Origin of the sequence: Chenggangzhangella methanolivorans (assembly GCF_019797865.1) — a bacterium.
In the GTDB taxonomy this organism is placed as follows: Bacteria; Pseudomonadota; Alphaproteobacteria; order Rhizobiales; family Methylopilaceae; genus Methylopila; species Methylopila methanolivorans.
The window spans coordinates 4,073,909-4,100,122 of sequence record NZ_CP081869.1 but is presented as its reverse complement, the minus strand read 5'-3'; the positions used below and the strand labels follow the sequence as shown (position 1 = coordinate 4,100,122).

Below are 26,214 nucleotides of genomic sequence, written 5' to 3'. Positions count from 1 at the left end.
CCTCCTCAGCATGAGGCAGGTTTGCGGAACTCAACGATCCTCATGCTCGAGGAGCCCGCGTCAGCGGGCGTCTCGAAGCGCGCGAATTCCGTTCCGCATGCCCGGATGACGTCCCGCCCCGCCGTCGCTATATCAGGCGCGACCCTTTCCGCCTCGCCGCTCCAACGCGCGCAATCCCCCCGGAGGCCCCATGCTCGACGCCGCCAAAGACGACAAGACGCCCGTCACCGTGCTCACCGGCTATCTCGGCGCCGGCAAGACGACGCTCCTCAACCGCATCCTCTCGGAGCCGCACGGCAAGAAATACGCCGTCATCGTCAACGAGTTCGGCGAGATCGGCATCGACAACGACCTCGTCGTGGGCGCCGACGAGGAAGTGTTCGAGATGAACAACGGCTGCATCTGCTGCACCGTGCGCGGCGACCTTATCCGCATCCTCGAAGGCCTGATGCGCCGCAAGGGCCAGTTCGACGCGATCATCGTCGAGACCACCGGCCTCGCCGACCCCGCGCCGGTCGCTCAGACCTTCTTCATCGACGAAGAGGTGGGCCGCAAGGCGCGCCTCGACGCCGTGGTGACGGTCGCCGACGCCAAATGGCTGACCGAGCGGCTCAAGGACGCGCCCGAGGCCAAGAACCAGATCGCCTTCGCGGACGTGATCCTGCTCAACAAGACCGATCTCGTCTCCGAGCACGACCTCGAAGAGGTCGAGGCCCGCATCCGCGGCCTCAACCCCTACGCGCGCGTCATCCGGACGCAAAAGTGCGACGTCGCGCTCGACGCGGTGCTCGACAAGGGTGCGTTCGACCTCGACCGAATTCTCGCGATCGAGCCTGCCTTCCTCGAGGCCGACGATCATCACCATCATCACGGGCACGACCATGGCCACCACCATCACGGCCATGACCACGGGCACGAGCATCACGAGCACGGGCCCGACTGCGGCTGCGGGCACGACCACCATCATGATCACGGCCACGACCATCATGCGCACGAAAAGCCGGGCTTCGAGCACAAGGACCACGGCCATGGCGAGCACTCGCATGGCGGCCTGAAGACCTATCACGACGAGACCATGCAGTCGGTCGCGCTCGAAATCCCCGGCGACGTCGATCCCAACAAGTTCATGCCCTGGGTGAACGAACTCGCCCAGACCGACGGCGCGAATTTCCTGCGCTGGAAGGGGATCCTCGCGTTCAAGGACGAGCCCCGCCGCTTCGTGTTTCAGGGCGTCCACATGATCCTCGACGGCGACCTCCAGCGCGAGTGGAAGACGGACGAGAGGCGGCGATCGAAGATGGTCTTCATCGGCAAGGAGCTCGACGAGGCCAAGCTCCGCAAGGGCTTCGAGGCCTGCGCGGCGTAAGGGGCCGCTGTCTCCCAACGAACTGCGTGCTTCGAGACGCCGGCCCTTTCGGGCCGGCTCCTCAGCATGAGGACCGTTGGAGTTTCCTGAACCAGAAACCTCCCTCATGCTGAGGAGCCTTGGCGTCAGCCAAGGCGTCTCGAAGCACGCACTCGGCTAGATCCTCGCTCCCATGTCCCTCCCCCACGACGCCGGCTATCCCTCGCTCACCGAGCGCCTGACCCCGATCGAGGCCGGCGCTTACGTCATCTCGGCGAGCTTCATCGGGACGGCGGCCGTGTTCGCGCTCGCCGACGGCGCGGTGCTGTTCGTCACCGAAGAGGGCGAACTTCGCGTGCCCGCCCATCAGGGCTCGGTCAACGTCGCGGCGACGGGGAAGAACGTGCTCGTCACCGGCGGCGACGACGGCAAGGTGCTCCGATTCACCGGAAACGACACGCCGGAGCCGCTCGGCGCCGCGAAAGGCTGGATCGACGCGCTCGCGATCGGCGCCGACGGCGCGGTGGCGTGGTCGTCCGGCAAGACCGTCTTCGCCCGCGACGGCAAGGGCGAGGTCAAGACCTTCGAGGCCCCCTCCTCCGCGCGCGGCCTCGCCTTCGCGCCGAAGGGCTACCAGCTCGCCGTCTCGCGCTACAACGGCGTCTCGCTCTGGTTTCCGCGCGTCACGGGCGCGCCCAAGGAGCTGACCTGGAAAGGCAGCCACATCGACGCGATGTTCTCGCCCGACGGGCGCTTCGTCGTCACCACCATGCAGGAGAATGCGCTGCATGGCTGGATCGTCGCGACCGGCGGCCACATGCGCATGTCCGGATACCCTGGGAAGGTGCGCTCGACCGCCTGGACCGCCGACGGCAAGTGGCTCGCGACCGCGGGAGCGGACGCCGCGATCCTCTGGCCGTTCCAGGCCAAGGACGGCCCGATGGGCAAAGCCCCCAAGGAGCTCGGCATCCGCCCCGCGCGCGTCTCCCGCGTCGCCGCGCATCCGAAAGCCGGCGTCGTCGCGCTCGGCTATGAGGACGGCGCGGCGCTGATCGTGCGGATCTCCGACGGAGCCGAGATCCTCGCCCGAAATCCGGGCGACGGCGGCGCGGTCACGGCGCTCGGCTGGGACGGCCGGGGAGACCGCCTCGCCTTCGGGACGGAAGACGGCGCGGCCGGCGTGGTGGCGCTTCCCGAGGAGTGAGCGGCGCCCGTCTGTCCCGGCCTCGAGCCGGGACCCGAAACCGCTTCGGTTTCAAAGATAGACGTCACGGCCGAAGCGCCTTTTTGCCTGAAGGGCGTCGGCTCTGGGTCCCGGATCATGTCCGAATAGGATCCGCAAAGTCAGGCATGCCACAGCTTGCATGAGGCGCATGGCGCCCATGCCGCGCCGGATTTGAACTAGACAGGCCCGCGCCCGGCTGCGATCACGCAGACATAGACTTTCGTCTAAGTCTAATTCTCGTCTCGCACCCATTCCCGGCGCATCCAGCGTCCAGCCCCTCGCGCGCTCTCCCGATCCGTGCCCGGTCCTCCGGGCGCGGCGACGATGGCGCGCGGCCGATGGAGACCTTCCGATGAGCGCCAATCCGGACCGCATCTCGACCGATCGCCGGAACTTCATCCGTTTTCTCGCCGCGAGCCCGCTGATGACGCCGGCCGGCGTGAGCGCGATCGTCGGCGGACTGACCGCGGCCTCGGGAGCGGCGTTCGCCCAGAGCTACGACGTGCTGCGCGCGCCGGCCTCGAAGGTCGGCGACGTCATCGCCTCGCCTGACCAGGCGCTTGAAGTGATGGACTTCGAGCCGGCGGCCAAGCAGGCCTGCCCCCGGCCCATTACGGCTATCTGGCGTCGGGCGTCGACGACGACGCCACGCTGTTCGCCAATCACGACGCCTTCTCGAAGCTGCGCATCCGGGTGCGGCGGCTGATCGACGTCCGCAAGATCGACACCAGCGTCACGATCTTCGGCCAGACCTGGAACAGCCCGATCGCGCTCGCTCCGGTCTCGAGCCAGGGCGCGTTCCACCCCGAGGCCGAGTCCGCGGTCGCCCGCGCCGCCAAGGTCCAGGGCCACGGCATGATCCTGTCCACCGTCGGCTCGACCTCGATCGAGGACGTGACCGCCGAGCGCGGCGCGCCGGTCTGGTACATGCTCTATCCGACCGACGACTGAGCGGTGACCGAGGCCATGGTGAAGCGCGCCGAGGCCGCCGGCGCGCCGGCGATCGTGCTGACCGTCGACCGTCAGGGCGGACGCAACACCGAGACGCTGTTTCGAGATGCGCCGCGACGACACCCGCGACTGCAAGGCCTGCCATGCCGGCGGCTTCAAGAACGAGGTGAGCCGCAAGCCGATGTTCGACGGCCTCGACGTCTCGAAGGTCACGAACCTCTACGGCACCGGCATGACCTGGGACTATGTCGATCGCCTGCGCAAGATCGTGAAGGGCAAGCTGGTGCTGAAGGGCGTCATGACGCGCGAGGACGCGGCGGAAGCGCTGAACCATGGCGTCGACGGCCTCATCGTGTCGAACCCATGGCGGCCGCGCCGAGGAGAGCCTGATGGCGACCATCGACGCCCTGCCGGAGGTCGTCGCGGCCGTCGACGGCAAGATCCCGGTTCTGGTCGACGGCGGCTTCCGCCGCGGCACCGACGTGCTCAAGGCGCTGGCGCTCGGCGCGACGGCGGTGTGCATCGGCCGGCCCTATTGCTGGGGCCTCGCGGCCTTCGGCGAGCCGGGCGTCGCGGCCGTGCTCAAGATCATGCAGCGCGAATTCGAGACCATCATGCGCCAGGTCGGCGCGACCAAGATCGCCGACATCGGCCCGGACAACGTCGTCCGGGCGTGAGAACTGGCCAACGCCACCTCGCCGCATGCCGGCGGGGCGGCGGCCTACTGGCTCGCCCAGACGATCCGGGCGATCCACGCCACCTGCGAGGCCGCGAAAACGCGGTCGGGATGCTCGGGATTGAGCGAACGGAGCTCCACCTGCTTGGCGGTGCGGCGCGCCAGCTCCTTGGCCAGCACCTCGCCCTCGGTGGTCTTCACCACCACGCGGTCGCCTCGCCGGATCGGCGCGCCCGGCGCGACCATCACGACGTCGCCGTCGCGATAGACCGGCGCCATCGAGTCGCCGGCGATCTCGAGCGCATAGGCGTTTCGTGCTCGTTGTCCGGAAACGCGATCTCGTCCCAGCCCTGGCCGACCGGAAAGCCGCCATCGTCGAAATAGCCGCCCTCGCCCGCCTGAGCCATTCCGATCAGCGGAACCGTGCGTCGCCGTCCGGACGGACCATTCCCGGTGAGGATCTCCATGAAGCCGTCGAGCGGCGTCGAGGTCGCGTCGAGCGCCTTTGCGATCGACTCGGTCGAAGGCCAGCGCGGCCGGCCGTCGCCCGCGATCCGCTTCGAGCGATTGAACGTCGTCGGATCGAGCCCGGACTTGCGGGCGAGACCCGAGGCCGAGAGCCCGTTCTTTGCGGCGAGCGCGTCGATCGCCGCCCATATCTGGCCATGGCCAAGCATGCGCCTGTCGCCTCCTCGCGGCCGCCTTTGGTTCAAAGTACGGCAACGATACCTAGAACTAGGAATTACTACCTTTAACCGTCGATGTCCAGCGGACATCGCACGCGCTCTTGCCTCACGCCTCCCTGTGGTCCTAAACCTCGCGGCCGCCAGTCCGTCCAACGTCCGATGACGGACTGCGTTCCGCAACCGCCAACCGATGCGAGGTCGCGATGACCGATGCGACCATCTACAAGATCGCGCCCGCGGCGCTCTGGGAGGCGGCGGCGCGCGCCGGGACCTTCGACGGCGCGCCGGTCGATCTCGCCGACGGCTACATCCACTTCTCGACCGCAGACCAGCTCGGCGAAACGGCCGCCAAGCATTTCGCGGATCAAAACGACCTCGTGCTGATCGCCGTCGCGACCGCCCCGCTCGGCGACGCGCTGAAATGGGAGCCCTCGCGCGGCGGCGCGCTGTTTCCCCATCTCTACGCGCCGCTGCCGACCTCCGCCGCGATCTGGGTCCGCGCGCTGCCGCTCGGCGAGGACGGCCGGCACATTTTCCCGAGCGAGGCGGCGCCTGCCGGAGCGCCGGCGTGATCGGCGCGCTGTGGCCGCTCGTCCGGCCCGCCTTCCATGCGCTCGATCCCGAGCGCGCCCATGAGGCGACCCTCGCGGCGCTGGAGCTCTTGCCGCGCGGCCGCCCGCCGGCCGTGGATCCGCGGCTTGCGGTCGAGGCCTTTGGGCTGCATTTTCCGAACCCCGTCGGCCTCGCGGCCGGCTTCGACAAGGACGCGCGCGTGCCCGACGCGATGCTCGGCCTCGGCTTCGGCTTCGTCGAGATCGGCTCGGTGACGCCGCGCCCGCAGGCCGGCAACCCGAAGCCGCGGCTGTTCCGCCTCGCCGAGGACCGCGCGGTGGTCAACCGCATGGGCTTCAACAACGCCGGGGCGAGCGAGGCGGAGTCCCGCCTCGCCCGCCGCGCCGGACGCCCCGGGATCGTGGGCGTGAACGTCGGCGCCAACAAGGATTCGGAGGACCGCGCCGCCGACTACGCGCTCGGGATTTCGGCCTTCGCGCGCCACGCCTCGTTCTTCGTCGTCAACATCTCCTCGCCCAACACGCCGGGCCTGCGCGACCTGCAGGCGAAGGCCGCGCTCGACGACCTCGCGGCCCGCGCGATCGAAACGCGGGACAAGGCCGCGGCGCAAGGCCTGCCGCGACGGCCTGTGCTGCTCAAGATCGCGCCGGATCTCGACCTGCTCGGCCTCGACGACGTGGTGGAGGTGGCGCGCGCGCGCGGCTTCGACGGGCTCATCGTCTCCAACACCACGCTCGCCCGCCCGGCGACGCTGAAAGGGGCGGCGGCCAAGGAGGCCGGCGGCCTTTCGGGCGCGCCGCTGATGCGCCGCTCGACTTGGATGCTGGCGCAGGCCCATCTGCGGATGGAAGGCGCGATGCCGCTCGTCGGCGTAGGCGGGGTCGCGTCGGGGGCCGACGCGCTCGCCAAGATCCGCGCCGGCGCGACGCTGGTCGAGCTCTACAGCGGGCTCGTGTTCGAGGGTCCGGACCTCGTCCGCCGCATCCTCGCCGAACTGAGCGCAACGCTCGGCCGCGAGGGCGTCGGCTCGCTCGCGGCTCTCGTCGGCCGCGACGCTCAAGCGGTCGCGGCGGAGGGGCCCGGCGACTGACGGCTCGTCAGCGCCGCCCGCCGACGTTGAGCACCCGCATGACGATCCAGATCGGGATGACGACCGCCGCGCCGATCAGGAAGTAGCGGCCGATCAGCCGCAGCACGTCGGCGGAGTTGCGGATGAGATTCTCGATCTCGTCGGCGACCCAGCGGAACAGCTCGAAGGCGTTGAGATCGAGCTGGTCGAGGATCAGGCCGACGATCACGCACAGCAGCGCCAGCCGGATCAGCACGCCGAGCGGCGAGCCGCCGAAGATCCGCGTCATCGTTCCGGAGCCGTAGCGGGTTCCCGCCTCGCCGTCCCTGCGAAACACCAAGGTGAGTTCCTTCCCTCTCGCGCCCGCCTATCGAGATAGCGGTTCGCGAGCGTCATGCAAGCGCGGGTCTCCCTGCGCCCTCCCCGCTACTTGTAGTCGACGTCGTACTCGCACCCGCTGACGCATTTGCAGGTGCTGCTTTCGTCCTTCGTCGACTCGGCCGGCCAGAGCACCTGACGACCTTTTTCGCGACGTTGACGGAGAGGCGTTCGACGACGCCTCCCTCCGCGTTCACGATCACCGCCTCGGTGTTGAAGAAGGGATACGGCCAATTCCAGACCGTCTCGTTGTCGCGCTCCCTGCCGGCAGTGAACCACTCTCCGTTCGAGGCGCCGTCAATCACCCTCGTCCCGGATCATCCCGACCCCCTTAATCTTCAGTTTGTTTTTTCTTTCCACTAAAGCTTGGTCCATAGAACGTAAAAATCTTTGACGATTGGCATCCGGACGTTCTGAATTTGTAAAATGTGTTATTCGCTATGTTTCGATCATACTTCTCTTCGTCGATGCACGCCGCAGCGATTTCCGGCCTGTTCGTCGTCCAGTTGAAGTAGTCGAACTTCGGAACCGCCGGCACGAAGGTGTCGAACCTCCGCAGTGAGGCGGCGGCGGCGTCGACGCGCGGCACGTAGCCCACTCCCTCGGCTCCCACGCCGGGAGCGCGCTTCCCGAGCGCGATCGGAATCTTCGGAGCCGCAAGCAGCCCGATGGTCCCGGCCTGCAGCCCCAAGACATGCGCCGCCGACAGTTGCGGCGCGGCGAGCGACGTTCCCCGGCGCCGCTCCATGGCGTATCGCCCCTGTCCCACGGACGCCGCCATCACCGCAGGCCTTCGCTGACCGCGTAGCGATCCGCCCGATTGGTGATCGGTTCTCGCCCAGCGTATAATCCATCGCGACTTCTCCGACCCGCTCCGCGTAGGTGGCGCAGGCCGGCAATCGGATTTCGCGTCGTCGTCGTCGAAGGAGCCGCCGTTGCCCGCCGCCGCGACCGTCGCCACTCTGCGAGATCGCCTCATATTGTAGATTCGTCGGCCCCATACCGAAGCGGAAGCCGCTGCATTCCATGCCGAGGCTGATGTTGAGCGCGCCGATCCGGTACTTCAGCGCTTTTCTTCTCGGCGTCATGACCTCCGCGTTCACGCGCTCGATCGCGGCCAGGACGTCGTCGAAATAGATGGCGTAGAGATTGCCGTCCTTGTCCGGTTTCGCGAGCTTTCTCAACGTATTGATCGAGATGATCTTCACGTCGCGCGCAAAGCCGCGATACTCGCTCGCCGTGTCCGAGCCGACAATGACCGACGCCACCATCGTGCCGTGCTCGCAGCCTGCGAACGCGCAGGTCTGGGATCCGGCCGCGAGGCTGCGCGCGCCCGAACTTCACGCCGGCGGGACACGAACTCGTCATGCCGAGTTTCTTGTCCGTGCGAGAGAAGCAGAAACCGTCGACGACCGCCCGCTTCATCGCCCTCACCGTCAGGTCGACGCCCCCGTCGATCATCACGATGGAATAGCCAGCGCCCGTCAGACCAGCCTTCGCCAGCTTGTCCACGCCGAGAAGCTTCTGCGCGGCGACCAGCACCTGGTCCTTGTTCACGCCAGAGGGCGGAGGCGGCGCGACGGCCGGCCGGACCGCGAACGTTCCGCGCGGCACGATCGCCACGAACGACACGTCCGGATCGCGGAGAAGGCCTTCGACTTCGCCGGCCGAGACTGTCGCAGACAGCAGTCCGCCGCTCCTGAACGTCAAGAGACCGTAGTCGTCCTCGGCCTTGACCGCTCCGCCAAAGTGGCGCGCCAGCACGCGCGCCTTCTGGGCGGCGACGGCTGAGCGCCCGCTTGGCGGCCGGCCCCGTCCCCGCCCGGCGCGTCGTCCTTCATGTGGATGAAGACGCGGTGATAGGGCTCGGCGCCCGATGCGATGGCGCGCGCGTCCCTGACGGAGATCCGCCCGCCGTCGGCGCTCCGGCGCAACGTCTCGGCCATCGGGGGTCCGACGTCGGCCAGCGCCGCACAGGTTGAGGCGAACAGGAAGACGACGACCCAAACAAACTTCACGCCATCTCCCCGAGAATTCAACAGAACGCAGCCATGCCGAGCGCTGTTGTTTCTCGATCAAGAAACGACGGTCAATATTCCTGCCGGTAAACTCTACTTGTGTAGGTAATCTTACGTAGACGCCGCCCTTCGTCGCCTCTGAGGCGAACCGCCTCGGTCACGCCGCCTTCGCCAGCTCCCCGTCGAGCGCCCGGCGGATGAGCGCGCGGGTCTCCTCGACGCCGTAGAGCGCCGCGAAGGAGCCGAAGCGCGGGCCCTTCTCCTGGCCGATCAGCGTGCGGTAGAGCGCCGCGAACCACTCCTGGCTCACCCCCGGCCGCTCGGGCGTCGCGCCCTTGGCGTTGAAGTCCTGGTAGCGCGGCACGGCCCGGGCGACGTCGTAGAGCGCGGTCTGGACGTCTTCGGGGCTCGCGCCCGCCGGCAGTTCGCCCAGCGCCTTCTCGAGGCTCGAGAGCGCCTCGCGCTCCACCTCGTCGGGCGCCGAGAAGCGCTTGGTCGGCTTCACGTGGTCCTCGTAGTAGCGGATCGCGTAGCCGACGAGCTCGTCGAGCTTGGGGTGCGTCTGGGGCGTCACGCCCTGCGCGTAGCGGCCGATGAAGCCCCACAACACGTCGCGGTTTTCGGCGTTCGAGGCCGAGACGAGGTTGAGCAGCAGCCCGAAGCTCACCGGCAGGCCTTCGGCCGGCGGGTTCCCGGAATGGATGTGCCACACAGGATTGCCGAGCCGCGGCTTCCACTCCTGCCGCTCGTAGCCGCCGAGGAACTGGAAATACTCGTCGACTGCGCGCGGGATGACGTCGAAATGCAGCTTCTTGGCCTCTCGCGGCCGCTGGTACATGTAGAGCGCGAGGCTTTCGGGCTGGCGTAGGTCAGCCACTCGTCGATCGTCAGGCCGTTGCCCTTCGACTTCGAGATCTTCTGGCCCTGCTCGTCCAGGAACAGCTCGTAGACGAAGTGCTCCGGCGCGACGCCGCCCAGGATCTCGCAGATCCTGTCGTAGAGCGGCGCGTTGGTCTGATGGTCCTTGCCGAACATCTCGAAATTGACGCCGAGCGCCGCCCAGCGCGCCGAAGTCCGGCTTCCACTGCAGCTTCACCTTGCCGCCGGTGACGGGAACCGTCTTGTCCTGCCCGTCCTCATCCGTGAACGTGATGGTCCCGTTCTTGGCGTCGACCGCCTTCATCGGCACGTAGAGCACGCGCCCCGACACCGGCGAGATCGGCAGGAAGGGCGAATAGGTCGCCTGCCGCTCTTCGCCGAGCGTGGGCAGCATCACCTTCATGATGGCGTCGTACTTCTCGACCGCGCGCAGCAGCACGGCGTCGAGCTTGCCGGAGCGGTAGTAATCGGTCGCGCTTGCGAACTCGTAGTCGAACCCAAAGGTGTCGAGGAAGCGCCGCAGCATCGCGTTGTTGTGGTGGCCGAAGCTCTCGTAGTTCCCGCCGAAGGGGTTCGGCACCGAGGTCAGCGGCATTTGAAGATACGGCGCGAGCGCCGCAGGATCCGGCACGTTGTCCGGGACCTTCCGCATGCCGTCCATGTCGTCCGAGAAGCAGAGCAGCCGCGTCGGGATCTTGTCTTCGGTCAGCACCCGGAAGGCGTGCCGCACCATGGTGGTGCGCGCCACCTCGCCGAAGGTGCCGATATGCGGCAGGCCCGACGGCCCGTAGCCGGTCTCGAACAGGACCGGCCCGTCCTTCGGCCGCTTCTTCAGCCGCGCGACGATCTTTTTCGCCTCCTCGAACGGCCAGGCGTTCGCGGCGAGAGCGACGTCGAGGGGCGGAAGGTCAGAGGCCATTTTTGGAACCGGTCCGAATGCGTCGTGAGGAGCGATCCTACTACTGCATGCGGCGGAAGAGTGGAAACCGGGTTCTGGTTCGAACCCCGTTCCAGCCGAACTGCGGGTTTCGAGACGCGGCCTGAAGGCCGCTCCTCCGCATGAGGAAGGTCGAGGGCGTTTTAGGAACGATCCTCATGCTGAGGAGGCGGCTTCAGCCGCCGTCTCGAAGCCCGCAGTTCCTCGGGGAGCGAAACCGCCTCACCAGATCCCGACGGGAAATGCTTGAGGTAGATCTCGGCGTAGGTCCCGTTCTCGTCGAGCCGCCGCAGCGCGTAATCGATGGCCTGCCGCAGCGTCTCGTCGGCGGGCGAGACGAGCGCGCCGACGCCCTCGCCGAAATAGCGCGCGTCGACATAGGGGCCGCCGACGAAGCGGCAGCAGTCTTCCGAGCCCGTGCCGTTCAGCCAGAAGGCGAGCGAGACGGCGTCGCCGAAGGCGAGATCTGCCTCGCCGGCCTTCACCGCGGCGCGGGCGGCGTCGGCGCGGTCATAGGGCTTGGGCGTCGCGTCCGGGAAATAGGCCTTTAGGAACGCCTCGTGGGCCGAGCCCTTCACGACCGCGACGGTTCGGCCCTTCAGCGCCTCGGGTGTGGCGTCCGGAACCGCCTTGTCGCTGCGCGCGACGAAGCGCGCCGGCGTCTGGTGCACCCGGTCCGTCATCAGGAAGCGCTGGCGAAGCTGCGGGGTCGGGCGCGCCATGGCGAGGATGACGTCGGCCTGCCGCTTCTCGATCGTGTCCATCAGCGCGTCCCAGCGCCAGGCCTGGAGCGTGCAGGCGATCTTCAGCTCCTCGCAGATCGCGCGCGCGAGATCGACCGCGAAGCCCGTCGGCTGCCCCTCGGCGTCGATGTAGTGGAACGGCGGATAGTCGTCGCCCGTCGCCCATTTGAACACGCGGTTGCGCGGCAGGTCGGGCTTCTCGATGCGGGATTTCGGATCCGAATAACGCGGGATCGCGACGCCGCCCTGGTCCGACTGGGCGGACGCCGGGGCGGCGAGCGCGGCGGCGACCAGGACGGCGCCCGAAAGCGCCGAAAACATTCGCGCGAGGCGTCCGCTCTTTGGTTGCATTCGACTCGACTCCTCGCCCGCGCCGATCGTACTCTCGTACCCGCTTGGGTCGAGCCTGCCGCCCTCCGGCGGCGCGTCGGGGGACGCACAGCCTTGATACACGAGTCCGCGCGCGCTTTCGCGCATCCGATCGCGCTCGGCGGCGCGACCGTCCGACGGCCGCGCCCTGCGCGCCGAGCCGGCGGCGTACGCGCGCGAAACCGACGGCCTCCCTGCTCTCAGGCCCGCGGGCCCCGGCCTCCCGTCCGATCTCGCGGCGCTGGAGCGCGCCGGCCTGCCGCCGGGACCGGTCCATGCGGCGCTCGTCGAGGCGCGTCGGATCGGCGCCGAACCGTTCGACGTCCTGCTGGCGTCCGGCGCGTTCGACGAGACCTTCTTGATCGAAACTTTCGCCCGCGCGCTCGGGCTCGACGTCGCGGGCCCGGAAGACGCCGCCGCCGGCCCGATCGACGCCGACACTTTCGAGCTCGCCTGTGCGAGCGGCTATCTGGCGTCCCTCACCGCCGACGGACGACCGCGCTTCGTGATCGCGGCTCGCGGCCCCGCGATCCGCCGGCTCGCCGCCTCGCGCCGCGGACGGCCGCGCACGCGTTCGTTCGCGATCGCGGGCCCGCGCGCCTTTCTCGATCTTGCATCGGCGCGCGCCGGCGGCGGGCTGTCCGCACGGGCGGCCGAAGGCCCGGCCGCGACGGTGCCGGAGCTCAGCGTCGTGGGCGGCATGCCGCGGGTCGGCCGCGGCGCGCAGGCCGGCGTCTTGCTGATCGCCGCGCTCGTCGTCGCCGCGGCGATCTTCGCGCCCGGCGTCTGGGCGACGCTTCTGCTGCTCGGCGGCCTCGTCTTCGCGACCTCCAACGGCTTTCGCCTGATGCTCGCGCTTACGCCGCCGGCCGAGGCGCCCCGCCGACTGTGGAGCGACGACGCGTCCCTTCCCGTCTACACCGTCATGGCGGCGCTTCACCGGGAGGCGGCGGTCGTTCCCTCGCTCCTCGACGCGATCGAGCGGCTCGACTATCCGGCCTTAGGTAGCAACGGCACCACAACCCCTAGAGCCTCAACGGCAGCGACCCGCTAAACTCGGGCCATGTCCGAACCCAACGTCGTCCTCACCCTTCGCCGCAAGCGCGACGAGATCGAAACGGCGATCGTCACGTACACGCGCAGGCTGGAGGAGGCGCGCCGCGACCTCCAGCACGTCGCCGCCACGCTCCAGCTATTCGAGGCTGCGGCGGCTCCAGACGGCGTGCGGGTTTATCAGGACGTCCACCGGCTGTTCCGCAAGGGCGAGATGACGGGGATCTGCAAGGCTGCGCTGGCTGAGCGCGGGCCGATGGACACGCGCGAGCTTGCTTACGCGGTCATGAAGGCTAAGGGCTTTGCGGCCGATGAGGAGCTACGCAAGGCGATCACTTATCGGATCGTGCAGGCCTTGCGGATGCAGGAGAAGAGGGGCAGCGTAAGCGGGCGCGGCAGAAGAAAGGGATTACGAGTATGGGCGTTCGTCTGACAATTGAGAGCGACGGAAATCAGCTTTTTGAGATCAGTGGCAGCAACGCGCTCGCCCCCATGAACGAAGGCGAGCGCGCGATTGTTTTTGGCGTCCTTATGGACGCTTTATCGATCCTTGCCGGAATTACGCCGCCAAAGTCATCTTGCGCCACGGAAGCTGTGACGGATGGATATTCCGAAGCCATCGAACAATGTCAGACGGGCCATAGCTCTGGAACCGTCGTTCGCTTAGCAAGGCGACACGGCACCCAAGTTCGTCCTGCCACGCCATGATTACGCGATCGCGATTGTGGATGTCCGCCATTGCGGACTCCGTCACGAGCACGATTGCAAAGACCTGCCCTTGCTCTCTCGTGAGTGCGACATTCCAACTAGACATAAAGACCTCGTTATATGAGGCCGGCCTCGGGTTGACATGAATCGAGATCGGAGCAAATGATCCGATCGTGATCATATCGCCGCCTTGGCCGGGCGGTTCTGACCAAAGCCCAGTGCGTGAACCCATCACGTGCTGGGCTTATTCTTTGGCGACTCGCCGCAGAACGACTCAGGATTCCACATCTTTACGATGTGTCAATCTTCTGTTCTCTCTTCTCCCCGATTTGTTCTCCGTGCGTTACGCTGACCGCTGCCAGTAACCCTTCCACGAGCGGCTAACGCCGTGCGCGAGGCCAAGGCCAAGTGAGCGAAACGCCAGCGCGCCATTGTCCATGCGGCGATGATCTTCCTTCCAAGCCGCCTCATGGGCGTACTGGCTGAGGTAGCGCGGCGACACGCCGTGATGCTGACCAGTCACCATGCGACGCAGGCGTGAGAAGTAGCTTTCCGCCTGATTGGTGCAGCCGATCCCGTCGCTGTAGGCCTGCGAGTGGTTGATGCGGAAGGTCTTCCAGCCAGCGTGCAACGCGTCCCAATGCGCCGCCTCGTCAGCGTGGATGACCGCGAGGCGGTCAACGACGCGCTTGGCGATCTCGACGCCTTCGCCTTCAGCGCGGCAGACGAACGGGAGGGTGCGGCCACCGCGCTCGCGCAGGACGACCACAACGCGGCGCGTGCCGGTCTGGTGCTTCGCGAGGCGACGGTCGACGCGATCCTCAAAATGGTTCGCCGGACGGATATGGCCGCCGAAGTAAGCGCCATCCATCTCCACCACGTCGTCGAGCGTCTCGCCTTCGACTTCGGCCGCCATCGCCTCACGCAGCTTGTGGCAAAGGACGAAGGCCGTCTTCTGCTGGCAGTCAAGGTCGCGCGACATCTGAAGCGAGCTGATGCCCTTCACGGCGTTGGTGAAGATGCAGATCGCGGCCAGAAGGTCGACGAACGCCATCTTGCGGCTGGCGAAGATCGTGCCGCTGGTGACGCTGAACTGATGGTGGCAGGCCACGCACTTGAACTTGCGGCGGGTCGGGATGCCGTAGCTCTCGACACAGCCGCAGCGCGGGCAAACGGGCTCGCCGTTCGTGGCGGCCCAACGGATCGCCTTGAACGTCTCGTAAGCCTTGGCCTCGCCCGCCTGGTAGATCGTGCGGAGGGAGAGGGTGCGGGCCTGAGCCGATAAGAGAAAGTGCTGAGCCATTGCCGTCGTTTCCGATGCTTATGCATCGTATATGATGGCAAATGAGTATCGTTGTCAATGTCGATTGCATCTCATATGATGGCATACGTAACGCACGGGATGCATCATGACCGATAACGCAGAATGGGAAGCTCGCGCCAAGGGGCTCTTGAAAGCGGAGCTTAAGCGTCGGGGGGTCTCTTACGCCCAGCTCGTTGAAAAGCTGGCAGCGATCGGCGTCAGCGAGACAGAGCCAAACATTCGCAACAAGCTCGCGCGAGGGAAGTTTACAGCGGTGTTCATGATTCAATGCCTTGAAGCAATTGGCGTTTCCAGAATTGAGCTATCTAACTGAATTATATTGACTTTTCCAATCTGATCATTATCTTTGTGAGTGTCGCCAGCAGGCTTGGTCATGACCGTTTCGGCACTCTCCGCAGCTCGCACTCTCGGTGAGCTTAGGGATTGGACTCTGTCCAATCTCGAAATCCAGAAGATCCTTTACCTTGCTCACATGTATCATCTGGGCCGGACCGGGCAGCCGTTGATCAACGAAGCCTTCGAGGCGTGGGATTACGGACCGGTAGTGCCGGAGGTTTATGGTCGAGCCAAAGGCACTGGCAGCGCGCCAATCCGTCCAAGCGCCTTCAGCTGGTATGTCCCTGTAATGCCTGGGACTACCGAATTTAATATTCTGAAAGACGCGGCGGATGGCTTAAAAGGCGTGAGGCCGGCCATCTCGTTGACCTTACCCATCGGAAGGTGGCGCTTGGGCTGATAATTACCGGAATGGCGTTCGAGGCATAAAGATCCCGAACCATGACATTTACCGAGAATACTGGAACTTCGCCGCTCCAAACGACCCCGGAGCGCCCGCCACTCGGCCTTGGGGATGACAGTCGAGAAGACGATGACCCCCGCGATGACGTAATAGCATCTCTGCAATCCGATAAGGAAAATCTTCAAAAGACGCTAAACGAATACAAGTTCTTGTCAGTTGTTCTGTGTACAATTATATTCGACACGTATTTTTTAACATCAGCCAACAATTGGGGAACGCCCGTTGTGATCGGGCTTTTGCAACTTGTGGGACTTGTTGTCCTCGCTGAAAAATGCAGCGTCAATCCGATCAATCAACTGATCGAAAAACTTGCCACAGTTTGGAAGACGCCAGTTAAATAGCCTGCGCGCCGAAAAGCTTGCGGCATTCGGAATCCACGAGACGAAACGGAACATCGCCAATAAGATCCGCTGCGGCGGATTCACGGCGGTGTTGCTTTTTCTATGGCTGGAAGCGATTGGCGCGTCTTCTCTCCGGTTGGGTACGGATTAGCGATAGCTATAATACCAATCGGGTTTGTGCTGTTTGCTTTAGCTTACGGCGAGTACCCACAACGCGCAGCCCAAAACGCCGAAACCAGAGAGCAGTACAACAAGTCCGGCAATGACGCCTTGTTGCTTGCGCTCAGGGATCTTCCAAGCCCCTATACTAATGAGGATCGCTGCGAGAATAGCGAGAGCGATAACGGCCCAGATCTTTGCGCGCAGTGGGTAGCCGCTAATGCCGCTAGAGAGTCCTATAGACTGAGTTTTAAAACATTTATCGCCACCATAGCCGGTGTAATTGCTGCTTTTGGGGCTCTTATTGCAACTGTCTGGGCTGCGTGGGCCGCTACTGAAGCGGCGAGAACGGCTAGAGACGTCAGTATCAAACAGTTTGCTTCTTACCCACACTTGAAAAAGGGTACTGTAAAAGTTTTGAACGGAACTGCATTTTGTAAGACAACCATTATTAATAATGGGCTGTCTCCAATTAGTGTTTTTCGGCTTGAAGTTTTTTTACGTTGCCCACTTTACAGACGAAGAATACCAGTACGACAGTTGGAATGCTGAACTTTACGCTTTTATTGGACCTAATGATGATCTCACGCACCGCATTCAGATCACTATAAATCCTGAAGATGCTTTGATATCTATGGCGGGACGGCACATTGCTGTTGATTATACGTTTCATTACGAAACGTTGTCCGGTGAACGAAGAAACGTCTTCGTACCCCTTATGACCACCTGTCCCGAAGAGGGCGCTAAAGGAGTAATGGCTCTCCGCTTCCGGCGTGCAGATTCTCAATCCGGAAAATACGACGATCGCCCACTTAGCGAGCAAATAGTTCAGCACGGATAGTCTCCTACCCGGCCTTCGGCTCTCACGCGTTGGTGCGTTTGATACCTAAGGCCGCGACTATCCGCCGGCGAAACTCGACGTGAAGATCCTCGTCGAGGAAGGCGACGCCGAAACGCTGGCGGCGCTCGCGGGCCGGCCGCCGCGGGCCGGGACCGAAGTGCTCGTCGTGCCGCCCGGCGAACCCCGCACCAAGCCGAGGGCGCTCAACGCCGGCCTTTTGTGCGCGCGCGGCGAATTCGTCACCGTCTACGACGCCGAGGATCGGCCTGATCCCGCCCAGCTGCGCGTCGCGGTCCACGCCTTCCGGCGATCAGGGCCGGAACTCGGCTGCGTGCAGGCCAAGCTCGCGATCGACAACATCGGCGACGGCTGGCTCGCCCGCCATTTCGCGATCGAATATGCGGCGCTGTTCTATGTGGTGCTGCCTGCGCTCGCCACGCTTCGGCTGCCGATCCCGCTCGGCGGCACGTCGAACCATTTTCGCGGCATCCGGTAGCAAACGCACCTCGCGATCCGTTCTCAGTTCCGCTTACCTGAGGCACTCTCAGGTCATGAAATCAGCGACCTCTGACGGCTACGACCACACCATTTCCGGACTGCTGAGGAAGCGCGCCGAGCTCTTCAACGAGGCTGAGCGCATCCGCGATCGGATGGCCGAGATCCGGAACGACATTGACGCCCTGGATCGGACGTTGGCTTCGTTTGGCTACAAGGGCGATCTGGACGCCGCCATGCCCCGTCAGAAGCGCCAGGTCATGTTCGGGACCGGCGAGCTGACCCGCGCCTTGATGCGGGAGATCGCGGACGCAGATAGGCCGATGACGTCCCGGGAGCTTGCTCAGAGCGTGATCGCATTACGAGGCGACGATGCCAGAGACAGGAAGCTCCTGTCGGAGGTCACGCGGCGCGCATCGAAGGCGCTTCGAAAGCAGCGTGACGATGGGCGCGTGCGATCGGCGGCCGATGGAAACGGCAACCTGCTTTGGTCACGACGTGTCTGGCCGGGGCACCTTCCCGGAAACTCGACTGCTCTGGATCTCAGAAAGATCCAAACAGATTGACCCTCTGCATAAACGCGGTCGCTTCGGGCGGCCGCCTTCGAGGCTGATAATTCCGAGTTTTACAAGTGGCACCAAAGATCTTGATACATTGGACTGAGATCTTCCTAATATTCTTGCCAACTCAGCAATGCTCTCAGGCGCATCGCCATTGATTGTCGCGATAATATCTATGTTTCTCGATGTAAGGGCTTTTAAGACAAGCTCCGCTTCAGATAACTGGCGCATTCGCTTTATCGTTCAGACGGTGAACGACATTGTCGATCCGGTCGGGCGTCATGGCGCTCCACCCTGCAAGGTGGAAACGAGTCACGGCCGACCTCCAAGTGAGGAATAGGGCCGGATCAGTTGCCGCAAGCTCCGTGGGAGCGTCAGACGTCGCAAGGCGGGAAATTTCGCGGAGCAACTCCCAATCTCGACTGTGGGCGACAGAAGCCGTGTTTCCACGAAGTAGCGCGTCTAGCGCAGAAACATACAGTTCCCGAGGAGATCTGCTCATTTGCAATCTCGACCAGTGGTTAGTTCGACGAACACCAGATTTTCAGCAGCTGCTTCGCGGTGTGATGCCTTGGGAAGTTGCTTGATCGCCAACTCGATGTCACTGAGATCAAGACCCCTCTGCTTAACCCACCAAACAACGTCCTGAACATCAGTTGGGCTCGACCTGACAAGCTTCGCTGCAGCCAACAATTCAGGACTTGGCATTATCACAGTAAGATTGCCATATCTCCCAATGATTTCCGTTTCAAATTCCTTAGGAAGCTGAACTACACCAGGACGAATTATTTGAATGTATATTTTTTCTGGGTCGATTTCTTCTGATTTTGGATCATAAAGAACGCCAATTTTGCGACAGACCTCATTCAACTCTGTCGCATCAAAGCTCGAACCGGCAAACCACACGTCAATATCCGGGGTTTGCCGTTCATTTTGACCTGTGGCGATCCCGGGAGTGCTCCCGATCACGCAAAGCGTTGTTGGCTTTTTGAGTTCTGCGCCGATCTTCGCAAAGAGGCCCTCAATGGTCGAAGCTTCGATCGGCATGCTCTCTCCTCAATGCTGCTTTAATATATCCCTGTATGATATAAAATTCAACAGAGCCGCAGGACCTATGAGGCGTTACTGCCTACTGATTTTTGATGTTTTTGCTTTCTGCCAGTAGCCCTTCCAGATCGCTGACGGTTCATGGCCGATCGCCGCCAGCGCCATCAGCAGAAACTGCGTCCCGTTGTCGATCCGTCTGGCGTCTTCGCGCCAAGCCATCTCCTTGGCGTAGGCCTCCAGGTAGGGCCCGGCGATGTGGTGATGCATGCCGATCTCTGCGCGCCGGATCCGCGAGAAAAAGCTTTCCGCATTGTTCGTGCAGGCGCCCTCGTCGCTGTAGGCGTATTTGTGGTTGATCCGCTTCACGTTGAGGCCTGCGTAATGGAGCGGGTTCCACGAGTTTGCCTCGTCGGCGTGGACCGTGCTGCCCGGCCGGATGCGCCGTTCGAGCGTCGTGACCGACTGGGCCTCGTGCTTGACAACGAACGGCAGCGTGCGGCCGCCGCGCTCTCGCATGATCACGACCACCCGGCGCTTGCCGTTCTGGTTCTTCGCCAGTCGGCGATCGCGCCGGTTCTCCCAATAGTTCGCAGGCTTGATGTACCCGCCAAAATAGGCCCCATCGACCTCGACGGTGCCGGAGGCCTCGCGCTCGTCCATGCCCTTACCGAGCGCCTCTCGGATTTTGTGGGCGAGGACGAAGGCCGTCTTGTACTGGCAGTTGAGCTCTCGTGAGAGCTGGAGCGCTGAGTGGCCCTTTACGCCGTTCACGAAGATCGCGATGGCGAACAGGATGTCGCGAACGTGCAGCTTCCTTGAGTGGAAGATCGTGCCGCTCGTCGCGCTGAACTGCGCCGCGCAGCCCTTGCAGGTGAAGATCTTACGCTTGCCCTTATGGCGATAGACCGTCAGACAGCCGCACTTCGGGCAGACGGGCTCGCCTTGGGTGTCGCACCAGCGCACGCCCTCGAAGAGCTTGAGCGCGTCTTCATCCGACAGGCGGGCGATGTCGAGCAGCGAGAGCTGGCGCGCGTCGGCCGACTCCCAGAAAGTGCTGCCCCTTCCGCGTATCGCCCGCTTCTCGATCCACGCCCGTTTGACCAACGATTATCGTTGGCGTTACACTTGAACGTTGAGTCTCGGAACGTCAACGCTAATCGTTGACGTTCCCTATAAAAGTTGACTGACATGCCTGACGTGATCTCCATGGAGCAGTGCCGCGCGGCGCGCGCGCTGCTTGATTGGACCCAGGAAGAGCTGGCGAACGCGGCCAACCTTTCGCTGTCGACCGTGCGTGACTTCGAGAAGGGCCGGCGAACGCCAATCTCGAACAAACATGCTGATGCTAAAGCAGGTTTTCGAGGATGAAGGCCTCGTCTTCACCTACCACGAGGAGGAGATTCCGCTCGGCGTCGAGTTCCATTACACGCGCCTGAGGATCTGAGCTCGCCAAGCAAGCGCGCGCCAGCCTTGACGCATGGCGCCAACGGCGCGAACCTGCGCTCGAATCCGGTTCGAATCGGAGCAGACGACGGGATTCGGACCCGCATCTTGTCGGGGGGCAACCGACAGGTTTTGGCCTGTTAAACTACGTCTGCATCTGGGAACGGCGTCGGCGGCCACCGACGCCGTTTTCTTTTTACGGGCCGCCCGGAGGGTGGTGCCCGTTAATCTTTCGGCGGCCGGCGGCCGTGATCGACCACCGGCACTTCGCCGCGGTCACGAAGCCATCCTTCCTCAGGTTCGACTTCGCCTTGATCGCGGCAGATCTCGTGAGCCCTTGCTCGGTGACCAGCTCGTCCAGCTCACTGGTCGGGACCGGCGACCGGCTGTCTCTCAATCGATGGAGGATGATGTCTGACGCCGAGCGGCGCGGCCTCTCCTCGACGATGTGCTCTTCGACCTCGATCGCCGGGATGGCCTCACCGTCGGCGAGCTTGGCAACGATCTCGAGACGGCTCAGCCGCTGACAGATTTCGGACTGACGGACGATCTCCGATCGGAACGATTTCTGGATCATAGAGACGGCCTGTTCCAGAACCGCGAACGTCTGCTCGTGGGAGCGATCCAGTTCGGATCTGAGATCGGCTATCTGGCTTTTCAGATCGGTCACGTCGACCTCCTGATTCGCTTCCGGCCAAGGATAGGCACTTCCGAAAAGCGATGTCCACGAGGTTTCGCGTCCGATTTCGAGTAGAGGCCAAGGTTCAAGGATTATAAGTCCCGAACCCTCAAATGGCTTTATGGCTGTTCCTCAAAGCGTCAATAACCGTTCATTCCCTTGGGTCTTGTGTGGGCGCATTGCAAGCGAGCCTGCTCCAGAACGCGCTTCAGACTTTCTTTCTAAACTATCGTGTCTGCGCTCTTTCAACTGGCTGTCGGAGCAGGCTGCAGGTCAAGAGAATGAGGGGCCGATGGCCTCATGCGTTTGCTGCCAGATGCCGCATTTTCGCGTCGAGGCCCTGCGCGCGCTCGGCGGCTGGGACGCGAGCAACGTGACGGAGGACGCCGACCTCGGCCTGCGTCTGGCGGCCTCGGGCCTGCGCACGGAGACCATCCCTTCCGTGACCTGGGAGGAGGCCCCGATCAGCCTCGGGGTCTGGCTGAAGCAGCGAACGCGCTGGATGAAGGGCTACATGGTCACGGCGCTGGTGCACGGCCGCAGCCCGGGACGGCTGCTCCTTCACGCAGGCCCATTCGGCTTCGCCGCCGCCCAGCTCGCCGTGTCGGGCGTCGCGCTCTCCGCCCTCGCCTTCCCGATCGTGCTCGCCGCGTTCTTGTGGAGCGGATTGACCGGCGGCCTGTTCGCCGCGCCGACCGGCGTCGCGGACGCGGCGCTGACCGCGTTCCACTTCGCCAACCTGATCCTGGGCTTTGCGGGCGCGCTCGCCTGCGGCTGGATGGGAGTCGACCGCCGACTGCCGGGGCGGCTCGCGCTCTCGCTCGTCACGTTGCCGATCTACTGGCTGCTCGTCGGGCTCGCGGCCTGGCGCGCTTTGTTCCAGATCCTCGCCGGCCAGACGCACAGCTGGGAGAAGACCCCGCACGGCCTGTCGCGCCGCCGCGCGACCCCGCTTCAGCCGTAGCGGCGAATCTCGGCCGCGATCTCCTCGGGGCTGCGCTTGACGTTGAGCGGCGCGACGAAGGCCCCGTTGCGATCCATCAGATAGACGATCGCGGTGTGGTCCATCGTGTAGTCGCCGTCCTTGGTCGGCGCCTTCTTGGCGTAGGCGCGATATTCCTTGGTCATCGCCTGCACGGCCTCGAGCGTGCCGGTGAGGCCCGGATCTGCGGCGAGAAGCTCGACAGATAGCGCTTGAGCGCATCCGGCGTGTCGCGCTCGGGGTCGACGGTGACGAACAGCGCCTGCGCCTTGGCGGCGTCCGGCCCCATCGCGGCGAACGCCTGGCTGATCTCGTAGAGCGCCGTGGGGCAGATGTCGGGACAGCGCGTGAAGCCGAAGAAGACCAGCGTCGCCTTGCCCTTCAGGTCGGCTTCCGTGACCGCCCTGCCATCCTGGTCGACGAGGCGGAACGGCCCGCCGACCGACGAGGCCTGCGTCGCCGTCTGCCCGCCGCCCGAGGCGCTTATGTGGAGGACGGCGGCCGCAAGGCCCGCCGCGCCGACGAGAAACGCCACGGTTCCGGCGATGAAGGCCGTGCGGGGGGACATGGGGGACGCTCCGTTACAGACAGGCCAGCATGGCGGAAAACCCCGCCTCGACGAACACGCGCGCGCCTTCCGAGGCCCACAGGACCACGCCCGCGACGAGCGCGAACGCGCCTCCGGCGAACGCCGCCCAGCCGCCCGCCGCCCAGAGCCGCGCCGCCGGCGGGCGTGCGGCCGCGGACGGTTCGATCCGGTCAGCGCCGTGGCCTGCAAGGCCCATAGAGCCGGCTCCCTGGCGGCGGGTGATGACGGGCGTTTCCTACTCCCTCGGCGCGCCGGCGTCGACGGTTCCGACGATCACGAGGAAGCGTGCGCCTTGCGCTTCGGCGCGCGCGGCCCGGCCTATGTTCGCCGCCGCCGCGGGCGTAGTTCAATGGTAGAACGGCAGCTTCCCAAGCTGCATACGAGGGTTCGATTCCCTTCGCCCGCTCCAGATTTTCCTTTACATTCTCTTGGCTTTCAGACGACATCGCCTCGGCTGTTTTCGTCGTCAGCTCTGCCGTTACCAGCTTTTACCAGCCTTCGCCGGGCGTTTCGCCTGTTTCCTGATCGCGTAGGCGACCGACATCGCCAATCCCTCATTGGCGGCCTGCGGCTTGAGGGAAAGGCAGTTTCGGCCGGCGCCGGCCGGGCTCGCGGGCGCTTCCATTGATCCCTGATCAATCGGAGCCCGTTTGAGGGACTGGATGTCGCAATGCCTCATTGCAGCTTCCGCCAGTCGTCGAGGCTCTGGCCGAGCCTGTAGAAGCGGTTGCGGGTCTGGGCCCATCCGGCCTCGGGCTCGAGGCGGCGCAGCCGGCTGGTGCGCACGAAGCGCCCGTCGGGGAACAGCGGGTGACCGGTGACGACGCCGACGAGGCACGGGACCCCGAGCGAACGATCGAGCAGCCAGCGATCGAGCAGCGGCTCGCTTGCGAGCGCCTCCTGGCACGCCTGACGCAGGCGCCGCATCGTCTCGTCCATCGGATCGGGGGTCATCAGCGACCGCCCTCCGGAAGGGCTGGACCCTGGAGCGCATCGGGCTGCTCGCCGGCGCCGTCGCTGTCCTGCCCGCCTTCCGTGACGCGCTCGACGATTCTGCCCCAGACCGCCGCGGCGCGACTGGCGGGATCCGCCGCGATCGCATCGTCGACCTCTGTTTGCGTGATGACCCGGTTTGCGACGAGCGTGCGCGCAAGGCACTGGATCGCGCCTCGATGGAGCGCCACCAGACGGCGCGCCTCCCCCATCAGACGCTGCAGGTCGGCCTCGACCTTGCCCGCGAGGCTGCGATCGAACCTGAGCGCCACGACGGCGTCCTCGATCGAACCGACAGAGCTTAGACGCCCCTGCAGGCCGTAGGCGGCATGAGTGGCGGCGACCAGGCCGGTCGCCGTGTGCAGGTCGCCGATCGCCCCGCCTTCTGCGGCACCGTTCAGAAGTTCGTCGCCGGCGCGGCCGGCGAGACCGCACACGATATGGGATTCGATCTGGGCTTTGGTGGTCGGGGCGTCGTCCTCGGTGAAGGAGGCCTTGCCGGCCACGGCGCCCTGCCTGACCAGCGTGACGGAGCGGACCTTGAAGCCAAGGATCCGGCCGACCACGGCGTGGGACGCCTCGTGAAGCGCGATCGCCAGCTCTTTTTCGGGCGAACGGTCGGGCGACGGCGTCGCCTGCTCCACGAGGTCGGCCAAAATCAGGTCGCGCGCATTGGAGCGCGCGCGCTCGCGCGCCGCGCGGACCCAGGATTCGACCACCGCGCCGGTCGCGCCGCGCGCCAGGGCGGCTCTGGCGACGCCCGACAGGTCCGCGTCGGGCAGCGCGCTATTGAGGTGCTGCCGAAGGATCTCGGCAAAGTCCTGCTCGGTGGTCGGCCCGGAGAGCTCGAGATGGTTGTCGAAGCGACCCGGCCGCACCAGCGCCTCGTCGAGATGACGATAATGATTGGTCGCCCCGATCAGCACGACGCCGCGGCTCGTCGCGCGGAGCCGGTCGATCGAGAGCAGCACCATGGTGATGATCGGGGTCCACCATTCGCGGTCGCGGGCTTCCAGATGCATGCGGTCGGGAAGCGCGTCGAGCTCGTCGATCAGGGCGATGCAGGGCGCGGCGGACGCAGCGCGCTCGAAGAATTGGCGAGCCTGCCCGATGACTGTCCCCAAATGCGCGCGCTCGCCGCTGAACCAGTCGCCGATGCTGGTCTGGACGAGCGGCAGGCCGACGGATTTAGAGAGCGAGCGCGCGAGCATGGTCTTTCCGGTTCCGGGCCTGCCATGCAGCAGAAGCGACGGCAGCTCGGCGCCGGAAAGCTTTCCGTCGCGCACGCGGCGGATGTCTTCGGCGATCGCGAGCAGACGAGACTTCGCCTCGCCATAACCTGCAAGATCCTCCAGGACCGGCGTGCGGTCGGCCGCGACCGGCGCGCTCAGGCTCATGGCGATCCTGCGCCAGCGCGCCACGACCTCTCTCGGGTCGAGCCGGGGCGCAGGGCCACGAAAATCTCCGGGCCGTCGAGCCCGGCGAAGTCGGCTGGGCGGACGACGGCGCGCTTGCCATAGAGCCTGGTCAAAGCGCGCCGCAGCGCACGCGCGGTCGGCCGGACCGAAATCCGTATGTCGGCGCCGGCGACGAGCTCAGGCGGCAGGCGCATGGGATCGCCGAGCACGAGGAAGGTCGGCCCGTGCACGATCGTGGAGCTGCGGCCCTTGGCCGGCGTCGAGACCATGTCGATCGGGATGCGGACGTCGGCGTTTTCGAAACGGCCTCTCAGCGCAGTCGCGATCGGGCTCAACCAACCTGAACCAGGGACGTCCAGCGCGAAGATCCTCGGTTCGCCGCGCCTGACCGCGACGAGCACGGATCTGGGGAGCGCGGCGTGCAGGATTTCGGTCGCGACGACGCCGACCGGATCGAACGGTTCCGGGGCGTCGGCCAGCGCGTCTTCCTCAAGCTCGGCTTTTGACTTTTCTCGCATCGGGATCCGTCTCGGCGATCCGCTCTCGCATCACGCGCAGCAAAAGGATCGACGCCGGGTCCCCGGCCGAGGCGCTGAGCCACAGCGCGCACAGAATGAGGTCGCGGCGCACGTCCACGAGCTCTCGTGTCCAGATCCGGCCAAGCGTGAGCGCGATGGCGGCGCTGGCGTCCCCGCCGGCCGCGGCCGGCCAGCGGGGGTCGTCGTGAAGGGCGATGCGCTCGAGGGCGCGCCCAAGCGCCTGCCGACGCCCCTCGTCGGACGAGGAGATGGCGAAACGCCAGTCCTGATAGGCGCGCGGATGGCGGCGTGGCGCCCGCTTGCGGCGGAAACACCCCCGGATCACCTGCGCGCCGCGACGTCGCGGCGCCGGCTCCGTCATCTGTCTGGCGACGCGGTCTCGACGAGCGACATCA

34 protein-coding genes, 2 tRNA genes and 4 pseudogenes are annotated in these 26,214 nt (G+C 65.1%); 20 read left to right on the top strand and 20 right to left on the bottom strand.

Features of this window, described 5'->3' with window-relative positions; all coding sequences use genetic code 11:
- Window positions 1-190: 190 nt before the first annotated feature.
- The 6 genes and pseudogenes from K6K41_RS21485 (at window position 191) to K6K41_RS29715 (ending at window position 4,198) form a co-directional block, all read left to right on the top strand.
- Window positions 191-1,366: a CobW family GTP-binding protein gene (locus tag K6K41_RS21485; protein ID WP_261402194.1), complete on the top strand. Its 1,176-nt coding sequence runs from the start codon at window positions 191-193 to the stop codon at window positions 1,364-1,366.
- Window positions 1,367-1,538: 172 nt separating this feature from the next.
- Window positions 1,539-2,549 (top strand): WD40 repeat domain-containing protein, encoded by a 1,011-nt coding sequence (locus tag K6K41_RS21480; RefSeq protein ID WP_261402193.1) that lies wholly within the window; start codon window positions 1,539-1,541, stop codon window positions 2,547-2,549.
- A 373-nt stretch (window positions 2,550-2,922) separates the two neighbouring features.
- Window positions 2,923-3,276 carry a hypothetical protein gene (locus tag K6K41_RS29730; protein ID WP_315855072.1) on the top strand — a complete coding sequence of 118 codons (354 nt, stop codon included), beginning with the start codon at window positions 2,923-2,925 and terminating at the stop codon, window positions 3,274-3,276.
- Window positions 3,168-3,521, top strand: coding sequence for an alpha-hydroxy-acid oxidizing protein (locus K6K41_RS29725; protein WP_315855242.1), 354 nt, complete (start codon window positions 3,168-3,170; stop codon window positions 3,519-3,521). Before K6K41_RS29730 ends, K6K41_RS29725 begins: the two co-directional genes overlap by 109 nt.
- Window positions 3,522-3,627: 106 nt before the next feature.
- Window positions 3,628-3,822 (top strand): annotated as a pseudogene (locus tag K6K41_RS29720) (alpha-hydroxy-acid oxidizing protein); the annotation flags it as partial.
- A gap of 88 nt (window positions 3,823-3,910) precedes the next feature.
- Window positions 3,911-4,198: an alpha-hydroxy acid oxidase gene (locus K6K41_RS29715; protein WP_315855071.1), complete on the top strand. Its 288-nt coding sequence runs from the start codon at window positions 3,911-3,913 to the stop codon at window positions 4,196-4,198.
- 44 nt (window positions 4,199-4,242) lie between these two features.
- Here K6K41_RS29715 and K6K41_RS21470 read toward each other — a convergent pair.
- A pseudogene (locus K6K41_RS21470) lies at window positions 4,243-4,874 on the bottom strand (S24 family peptidase).
- A gap of 212 nt (window positions 4,875-5,086) precedes the next feature.
- Between K6K41_RS21470 and K6K41_RS21465 the strand changes: the two are divergent.
- Together K6K41_RS21465 and K6K41_RS21460 are read left to right on the top strand one after the other, a co-directional pair.
- On the top strand, window positions 5,087-5,455 hold the full coding sequence (locus tag K6K41_RS21465; RefSeq protein WP_261402192.1) for a DUF952 domain-containing protein: 369 nt from the start codon (window positions 5,087-5,089) through the stop codon (window positions 5,453-5,455).
- Window positions 5,452-6,546 (top strand): quinone-dependent dihydroorotate dehydrogenase, encoded by a 1,095-nt coding sequence (locus tag K6K41_RS21460; RefSeq protein WP_261402191.1) that lies wholly within the window; start codon window positions 5,452-5,454, stop codon window positions 6,544-6,546. The genes K6K41_RS21465 and K6K41_RS21460 overlap by 4 nt, the downstream gene beginning before the upstream one ends.
- A 7-nt stretch (window positions 6,547-6,553) precedes the next feature.
- On the opposite strand, the gene K6K41_RS21455 is transcribed toward K6K41_RS21460, so the two are convergent.
- From K6K41_RS21455 to K6K41_RS21430, 6 genes and pseudogenes are all read right to left on the bottom strand, one after another.
- Window positions 6,554-6,862: a DUF6460 domain-containing protein gene (locus K6K41_RS21455; protein WP_261405806.1), complete on the bottom strand. Its 309-nt coding sequence runs from the start codon at window positions 6,860-6,862 to the stop codon at window positions 6,554-6,556.
- A gap of 372 nt (window positions 6,863-7,234) precedes the next feature.
- A complete protein-coding gene (locus K6K41_RS21450) occupies window positions 7,235-7,684 on the bottom strand; it encodes a hypothetical protein (protein WP_261402190.1) in 450 nt (149 codons plus the stop codon).
- Window positions 7,685-7,878: 194 nt separating this feature from the next.
- A complete protein-coding gene (locus K6K41_RS21445; protein ID WP_261402189.1) occupies window positions 7,879-8,526 on the bottom strand; it encodes a hypothetical protein in 648 nt (215 codons plus the stop codon).
- Between the two features lie 83 nt (window positions 8,527-8,609).
- Entirely contained in the window at window positions 8,610-8,921 is a 312-nt protein-coding gene (locus K6K41_RS21440; RefSeq protein ID WP_261402188.1) for a hypothetical protein, read from the bottom strand.
- Between the two features lie 157 nt (window positions 8,922-9,078).
- Window positions 9,079-10,719 (bottom strand): annotated as a pseudogene (locus K6K41_RS21435) (lysine--tRNA ligase).
- 161 nt (window positions 10,720-10,880) lie between these two features.
- Window positions 10,881-11,801, bottom strand: coding sequence for a transporter substrate-binding domain-containing protein (locus K6K41_RS21430; RefSeq protein WP_261402187.1), 921 nt, complete (start codon window positions 11,799-11,801; stop codon window positions 10,881-10,883).
- Between the two features lie 406 nt (window positions 11,802-12,207).
- Between K6K41_RS21430 and K6K41_RS21425 the strand changes: the two genes are divergently transcribed.
- Genes K6K41_RS21425 through K6K41_RS21415 form a run of 3 tightly spaced genes read left to right on the top strand, consistent with a single transcriptional unit; the run spans window position 12,208 to window position 13,610 of the window.
- Window positions 12,208-12,903 (top strand): hypothetical protein, encoded by a 696-nt coding sequence (locus K6K41_RS21425; RefSeq protein ID WP_261402186.1) that lies wholly within the window; start codon window positions 12,208-12,210, stop codon window positions 12,901-12,903.
- A 9-nt stretch (window positions 12,904-12,912) separates the two neighbouring features.
- Window positions 12,913-13,335: a hypothetical protein gene (locus tag K6K41_RS21420; protein ID WP_261402185.1), complete on the top strand. Its 423-nt coding sequence runs from the start codon at window positions 12,913-12,915 to the stop codon at window positions 13,333-13,335.
- Window positions 13,320-13,610, top strand: a complete 291-nt coding sequence (locus K6K41_RS21415; protein ID WP_261402184.1) for a hypothetical protein — start codon at window positions 13,320-13,322, stop codon at window positions 13,608-13,610. Before K6K41_RS21420 ends, K6K41_RS21415 begins: the two co-directional genes overlap by 16 nt.
- Window positions 13,611-13,953: 343 nt before the next feature.
- On the opposite strand, the gene K6K41_RS21410 is transcribed toward K6K41_RS21415, so the two are convergent.
- The gene (locus K6K41_RS21410) at window positions 13,954-14,913 is read right to left on the bottom strand and encodes an IS1595 family transposase (RefSeq protein ID WP_261402183.1); all 960 of its coding nucleotides are present in this window, start codon (window positions 14,911-14,913) and stop codon (window positions 13,954-13,956) included.
- Window positions 14,914-15,019: 106 nt separating this feature from the next.
- Here K6K41_RS21410 and K6K41_RS21405 point away from each other — a divergent pair, with 106 nt between their 5' ends.
- Genes K6K41_RS21405 through K6K41_RS30725 form a run of 4 tightly spaced genes read left to right on the top strand, consistent with a single transcriptional unit; the run spans window position 15,020 to window position 16,225 of the window.
- Entirely contained in the window at window positions 15,020-15,247 is a 228-nt protein-coding gene (locus K6K41_RS21405) for a DUF6471 domain-containing protein (protein WP_261402182.1), read from the top strand.
- A 60-nt stretch (window positions 15,248-15,307) separates the two neighbouring features.
- A complete protein-coding gene (locus tag K6K41_RS21400; protein ID WP_261402181.1) occupies window positions 15,308-15,670 on the top strand; it encodes a Panacea domain-containing protein in 363 nt (120 codons plus the stop codon).
- A 41-nt stretch (window positions 15,671-15,711) separates the two neighbouring features.
- Window positions 15,712-16,074 carry a hypothetical protein gene (locus K6K41_RS21395; protein ID WP_261402180.1) on the top strand — a complete coding sequence of 121 codons (363 nt, stop codon included), beginning with the start codon at window positions 15,712-15,714 and terminating at the stop codon, window positions 16,072-16,074.
- Window positions 16,043-16,225, top strand: coding sequence for a DUF6471 domain-containing protein (locus K6K41_RS30725; protein WP_378149310.1), 183 nt, complete (start codon window positions 16,043-16,045; stop codon window positions 16,223-16,225). The genes K6K41_RS21395 and K6K41_RS30725 overlap by 32 nt, the downstream gene beginning before the upstream one ends.
- A gap of 480 nt (window positions 16,226-16,705) precedes the next feature.
- Here the strand turns inward: K6K41_RS30725 and K6K41_RS21390 are convergent, their stop codons facing one another.
- Complete coding sequence (locus K6K41_RS21390; RefSeq protein WP_261402179.1) at window positions 16,706-17,068, bottom strand: hypothetical protein; 363 nt, start codon at window positions 17,066-17,068, stop codon at window positions 16,706-16,708.
- An 85-nt stretch (window positions 17,069-17,153) separates the two neighbouring features.
- Here K6K41_RS21390 and K6K41_RS21385 point away from each other — a divergent pair, with 85 nt between their 5' ends.
- Window positions 17,154-17,570 carry a glycosyltransferase gene (locus K6K41_RS21385; protein WP_261402178.1) on the top strand — a complete coding sequence of 139 codons (417 nt, stop codon included), beginning with the start codon at window positions 17,154-17,156 and terminating at the stop codon, window positions 17,568-17,570.
- Between the two features lie 55 nt (window positions 17,571-17,625).
- Entirely contained in the window at window positions 17,626-18,135 is a 510-nt protein-coding gene (locus K6K41_RS21380; RefSeq protein ID WP_261402177.1) for a hypothetical protein, read from the top strand.
- Here K6K41_RS21380 and K6K41_RS30720 read toward each other — a convergent pair.
- The 3 genes from K6K41_RS30720 to K6K41_RS21370 form a co-directional block, all read right to left on the bottom strand.
- On the bottom strand, window positions 18,061-18,360 hold the full coding sequence (locus tag K6K41_RS30720) for an HVO_A0114 family putative DNA-binding protein (RefSeq protein WP_378149312.1): 300 nt from the start codon (window positions 18,358-18,360) through the stop codon (window positions 18,061-18,063). The two genes, K6K41_RS21380 and K6K41_RS30720, sit on opposite strands and share 75 nt — an antisense overlap.
- 267 nt (window positions 18,361-18,627) lie before the next feature.
- On the bottom strand, window positions 18,628-19,176 hold the full coding sequence (locus K6K41_RS21375; protein ID WP_261402176.1) for a DUF6036 family nucleotidyltransferase: 549 nt from the start codon (window positions 19,174-19,176) through the stop codon (window positions 18,628-18,630).
- A gap of 75 nt (window positions 19,177-19,251) precedes the next feature.
- The gene (locus K6K41_RS21370) at window positions 19,252-20,247 is read right to left on the bottom strand and encodes an IS1595 family transposase (RefSeq protein WP_261405805.1); all 996 of its coding nucleotides are present in this window, start codon (window positions 20,245-20,247) and stop codon (window positions 19,252-19,254) included.
- A 117-nt stretch (window positions 20,248-20,364) separates the two neighbouring features.
- On the opposite strand from K6K41_RS21370, the gene K6K41_RS29710 reads away from it, so the two are divergent.
- A complete protein-coding gene (locus K6K41_RS29710; protein WP_315855070.1) occupies window positions 20,365-20,544 on the top strand; it encodes a helix-turn-helix domain-containing protein in 180 nt (59 codons plus the stop codon).
- Window positions 20,545-20,699: 155 nt separating this feature from the next.
- Here K6K41_RS29710 and K6K41_RS21360 read toward each other — a convergent pair.
- Window positions 20,700-20,774 (bottom strand) — tRNA-Gly (locus K6K41_RS21360).
- Between the two features lie 41 nt (window positions 20,775-20,815).
- On the bottom strand, window positions 20,816-21,289 hold the full coding sequence (locus K6K41_RS21355; protein WP_261402175.1) for a hypothetical protein: 474 nt from the start codon (window positions 21,287-21,289) through the stop codon (window positions 20,816-20,818).
- 130 nt (window positions 21,290-21,419) lie between these two features.
- Here K6K41_RS21355 and K6K41_RS21350 point away from each other — a divergent pair, with 130 nt between their 5' ends.
- Window positions 21,420-22,262 (top strand): glycosyltransferase family 2 protein, encoded by an 843-nt coding sequence (locus tag K6K41_RS21350; protein WP_261402174.1) that lies wholly within the window; start codon window positions 21,420-21,422, stop codon window positions 22,260-22,262.
- Here K6K41_RS21350 and K6K41_RS21345 read toward each other — a convergent pair.
- Together K6K41_RS21345 and K6K41_RS21340 are read right to left on the bottom strand one after the other, a co-directional pair.
- A pseudogene (locus K6K41_RS21345) lies at window positions 22,253-22,848 on the bottom strand (SCO family protein). The gene K6K41_RS21350 and the pseudogene K6K41_RS21345 sit on opposite strands and share 10 nt — an antisense overlap.
- Window positions 22,849-22,861: 13 nt before the next feature.
- A complete protein-coding gene (locus K6K41_RS21340; RefSeq protein WP_261402173.1) occupies window positions 22,862-23,065 on the bottom strand; it encodes a hypothetical protein in 204 nt (67 codons plus the stop codon).
- A 139-nt stretch (window positions 23,066-23,204) separates the two neighbouring features.
- Here K6K41_RS21340 and K6K41_RS21335 point away from each other — a divergent pair.
- Window positions 23,205-23,278: transfer RNA gene (locus K6K41_RS21335), tRNA-Gly, on the top strand.
- A gap of 266 nt (window positions 23,279-23,544) precedes the next feature.
- Here K6K41_RS21335 and K6K41_RS21330 read toward each other — a convergent pair.
- The 4 genes from K6K41_RS21330 to K6K41_RS21315 are packed head-to-tail and all read right to left on the bottom strand — an operon-like array spanning window position 23,545 to window position 26,180.
- Window positions 23,545-23,823 carry a DUF6634 family protein gene (locus K6K41_RS21330; protein ID WP_261402172.1) on the bottom strand — a complete coding sequence of 93 codons (279 nt, stop codon included), beginning with the start codon at window positions 23,821-23,823 and terminating at the stop codon, window positions 23,545-23,547.
- Complete coding sequence (locus K6K41_RS21325) at window positions 23,823-25,283, bottom strand: AAA family ATPase (protein ID WP_261402171.1); 1,461 nt, start codon at window positions 25,281-25,283, stop codon at window positions 23,823-23,825. The genes K6K41_RS21330 and K6K41_RS21325 overlap by 1 nt, the downstream gene beginning before the upstream one ends.
- The gene (locus K6K41_RS21320; RefSeq protein ID WP_261402170.1) at window positions 25,256-25,798 is read right to left on the bottom strand and encodes a hypothetical protein; all 543 of its coding nucleotides are present in this window, start codon (window positions 25,796-25,798) and stop codon (window positions 25,256-25,258) included. The genes K6K41_RS21325 and K6K41_RS21320 overlap by 28 nt, the downstream gene beginning before the upstream one ends.
- Window positions 25,770-26,180, bottom strand: a complete 411-nt coding sequence (locus tag K6K41_RS21315) for a hypothetical protein (protein ID WP_261402169.1) — start codon at window positions 26,178-26,180, stop codon at window positions 25,770-25,772. Before K6K41_RS21315 ends, K6K41_RS21320 begins: the two co-directional genes overlap by 29 nt.
- Between the last annotated feature and the right edge of the window lie 34 nt (window positions 26,181-26,214).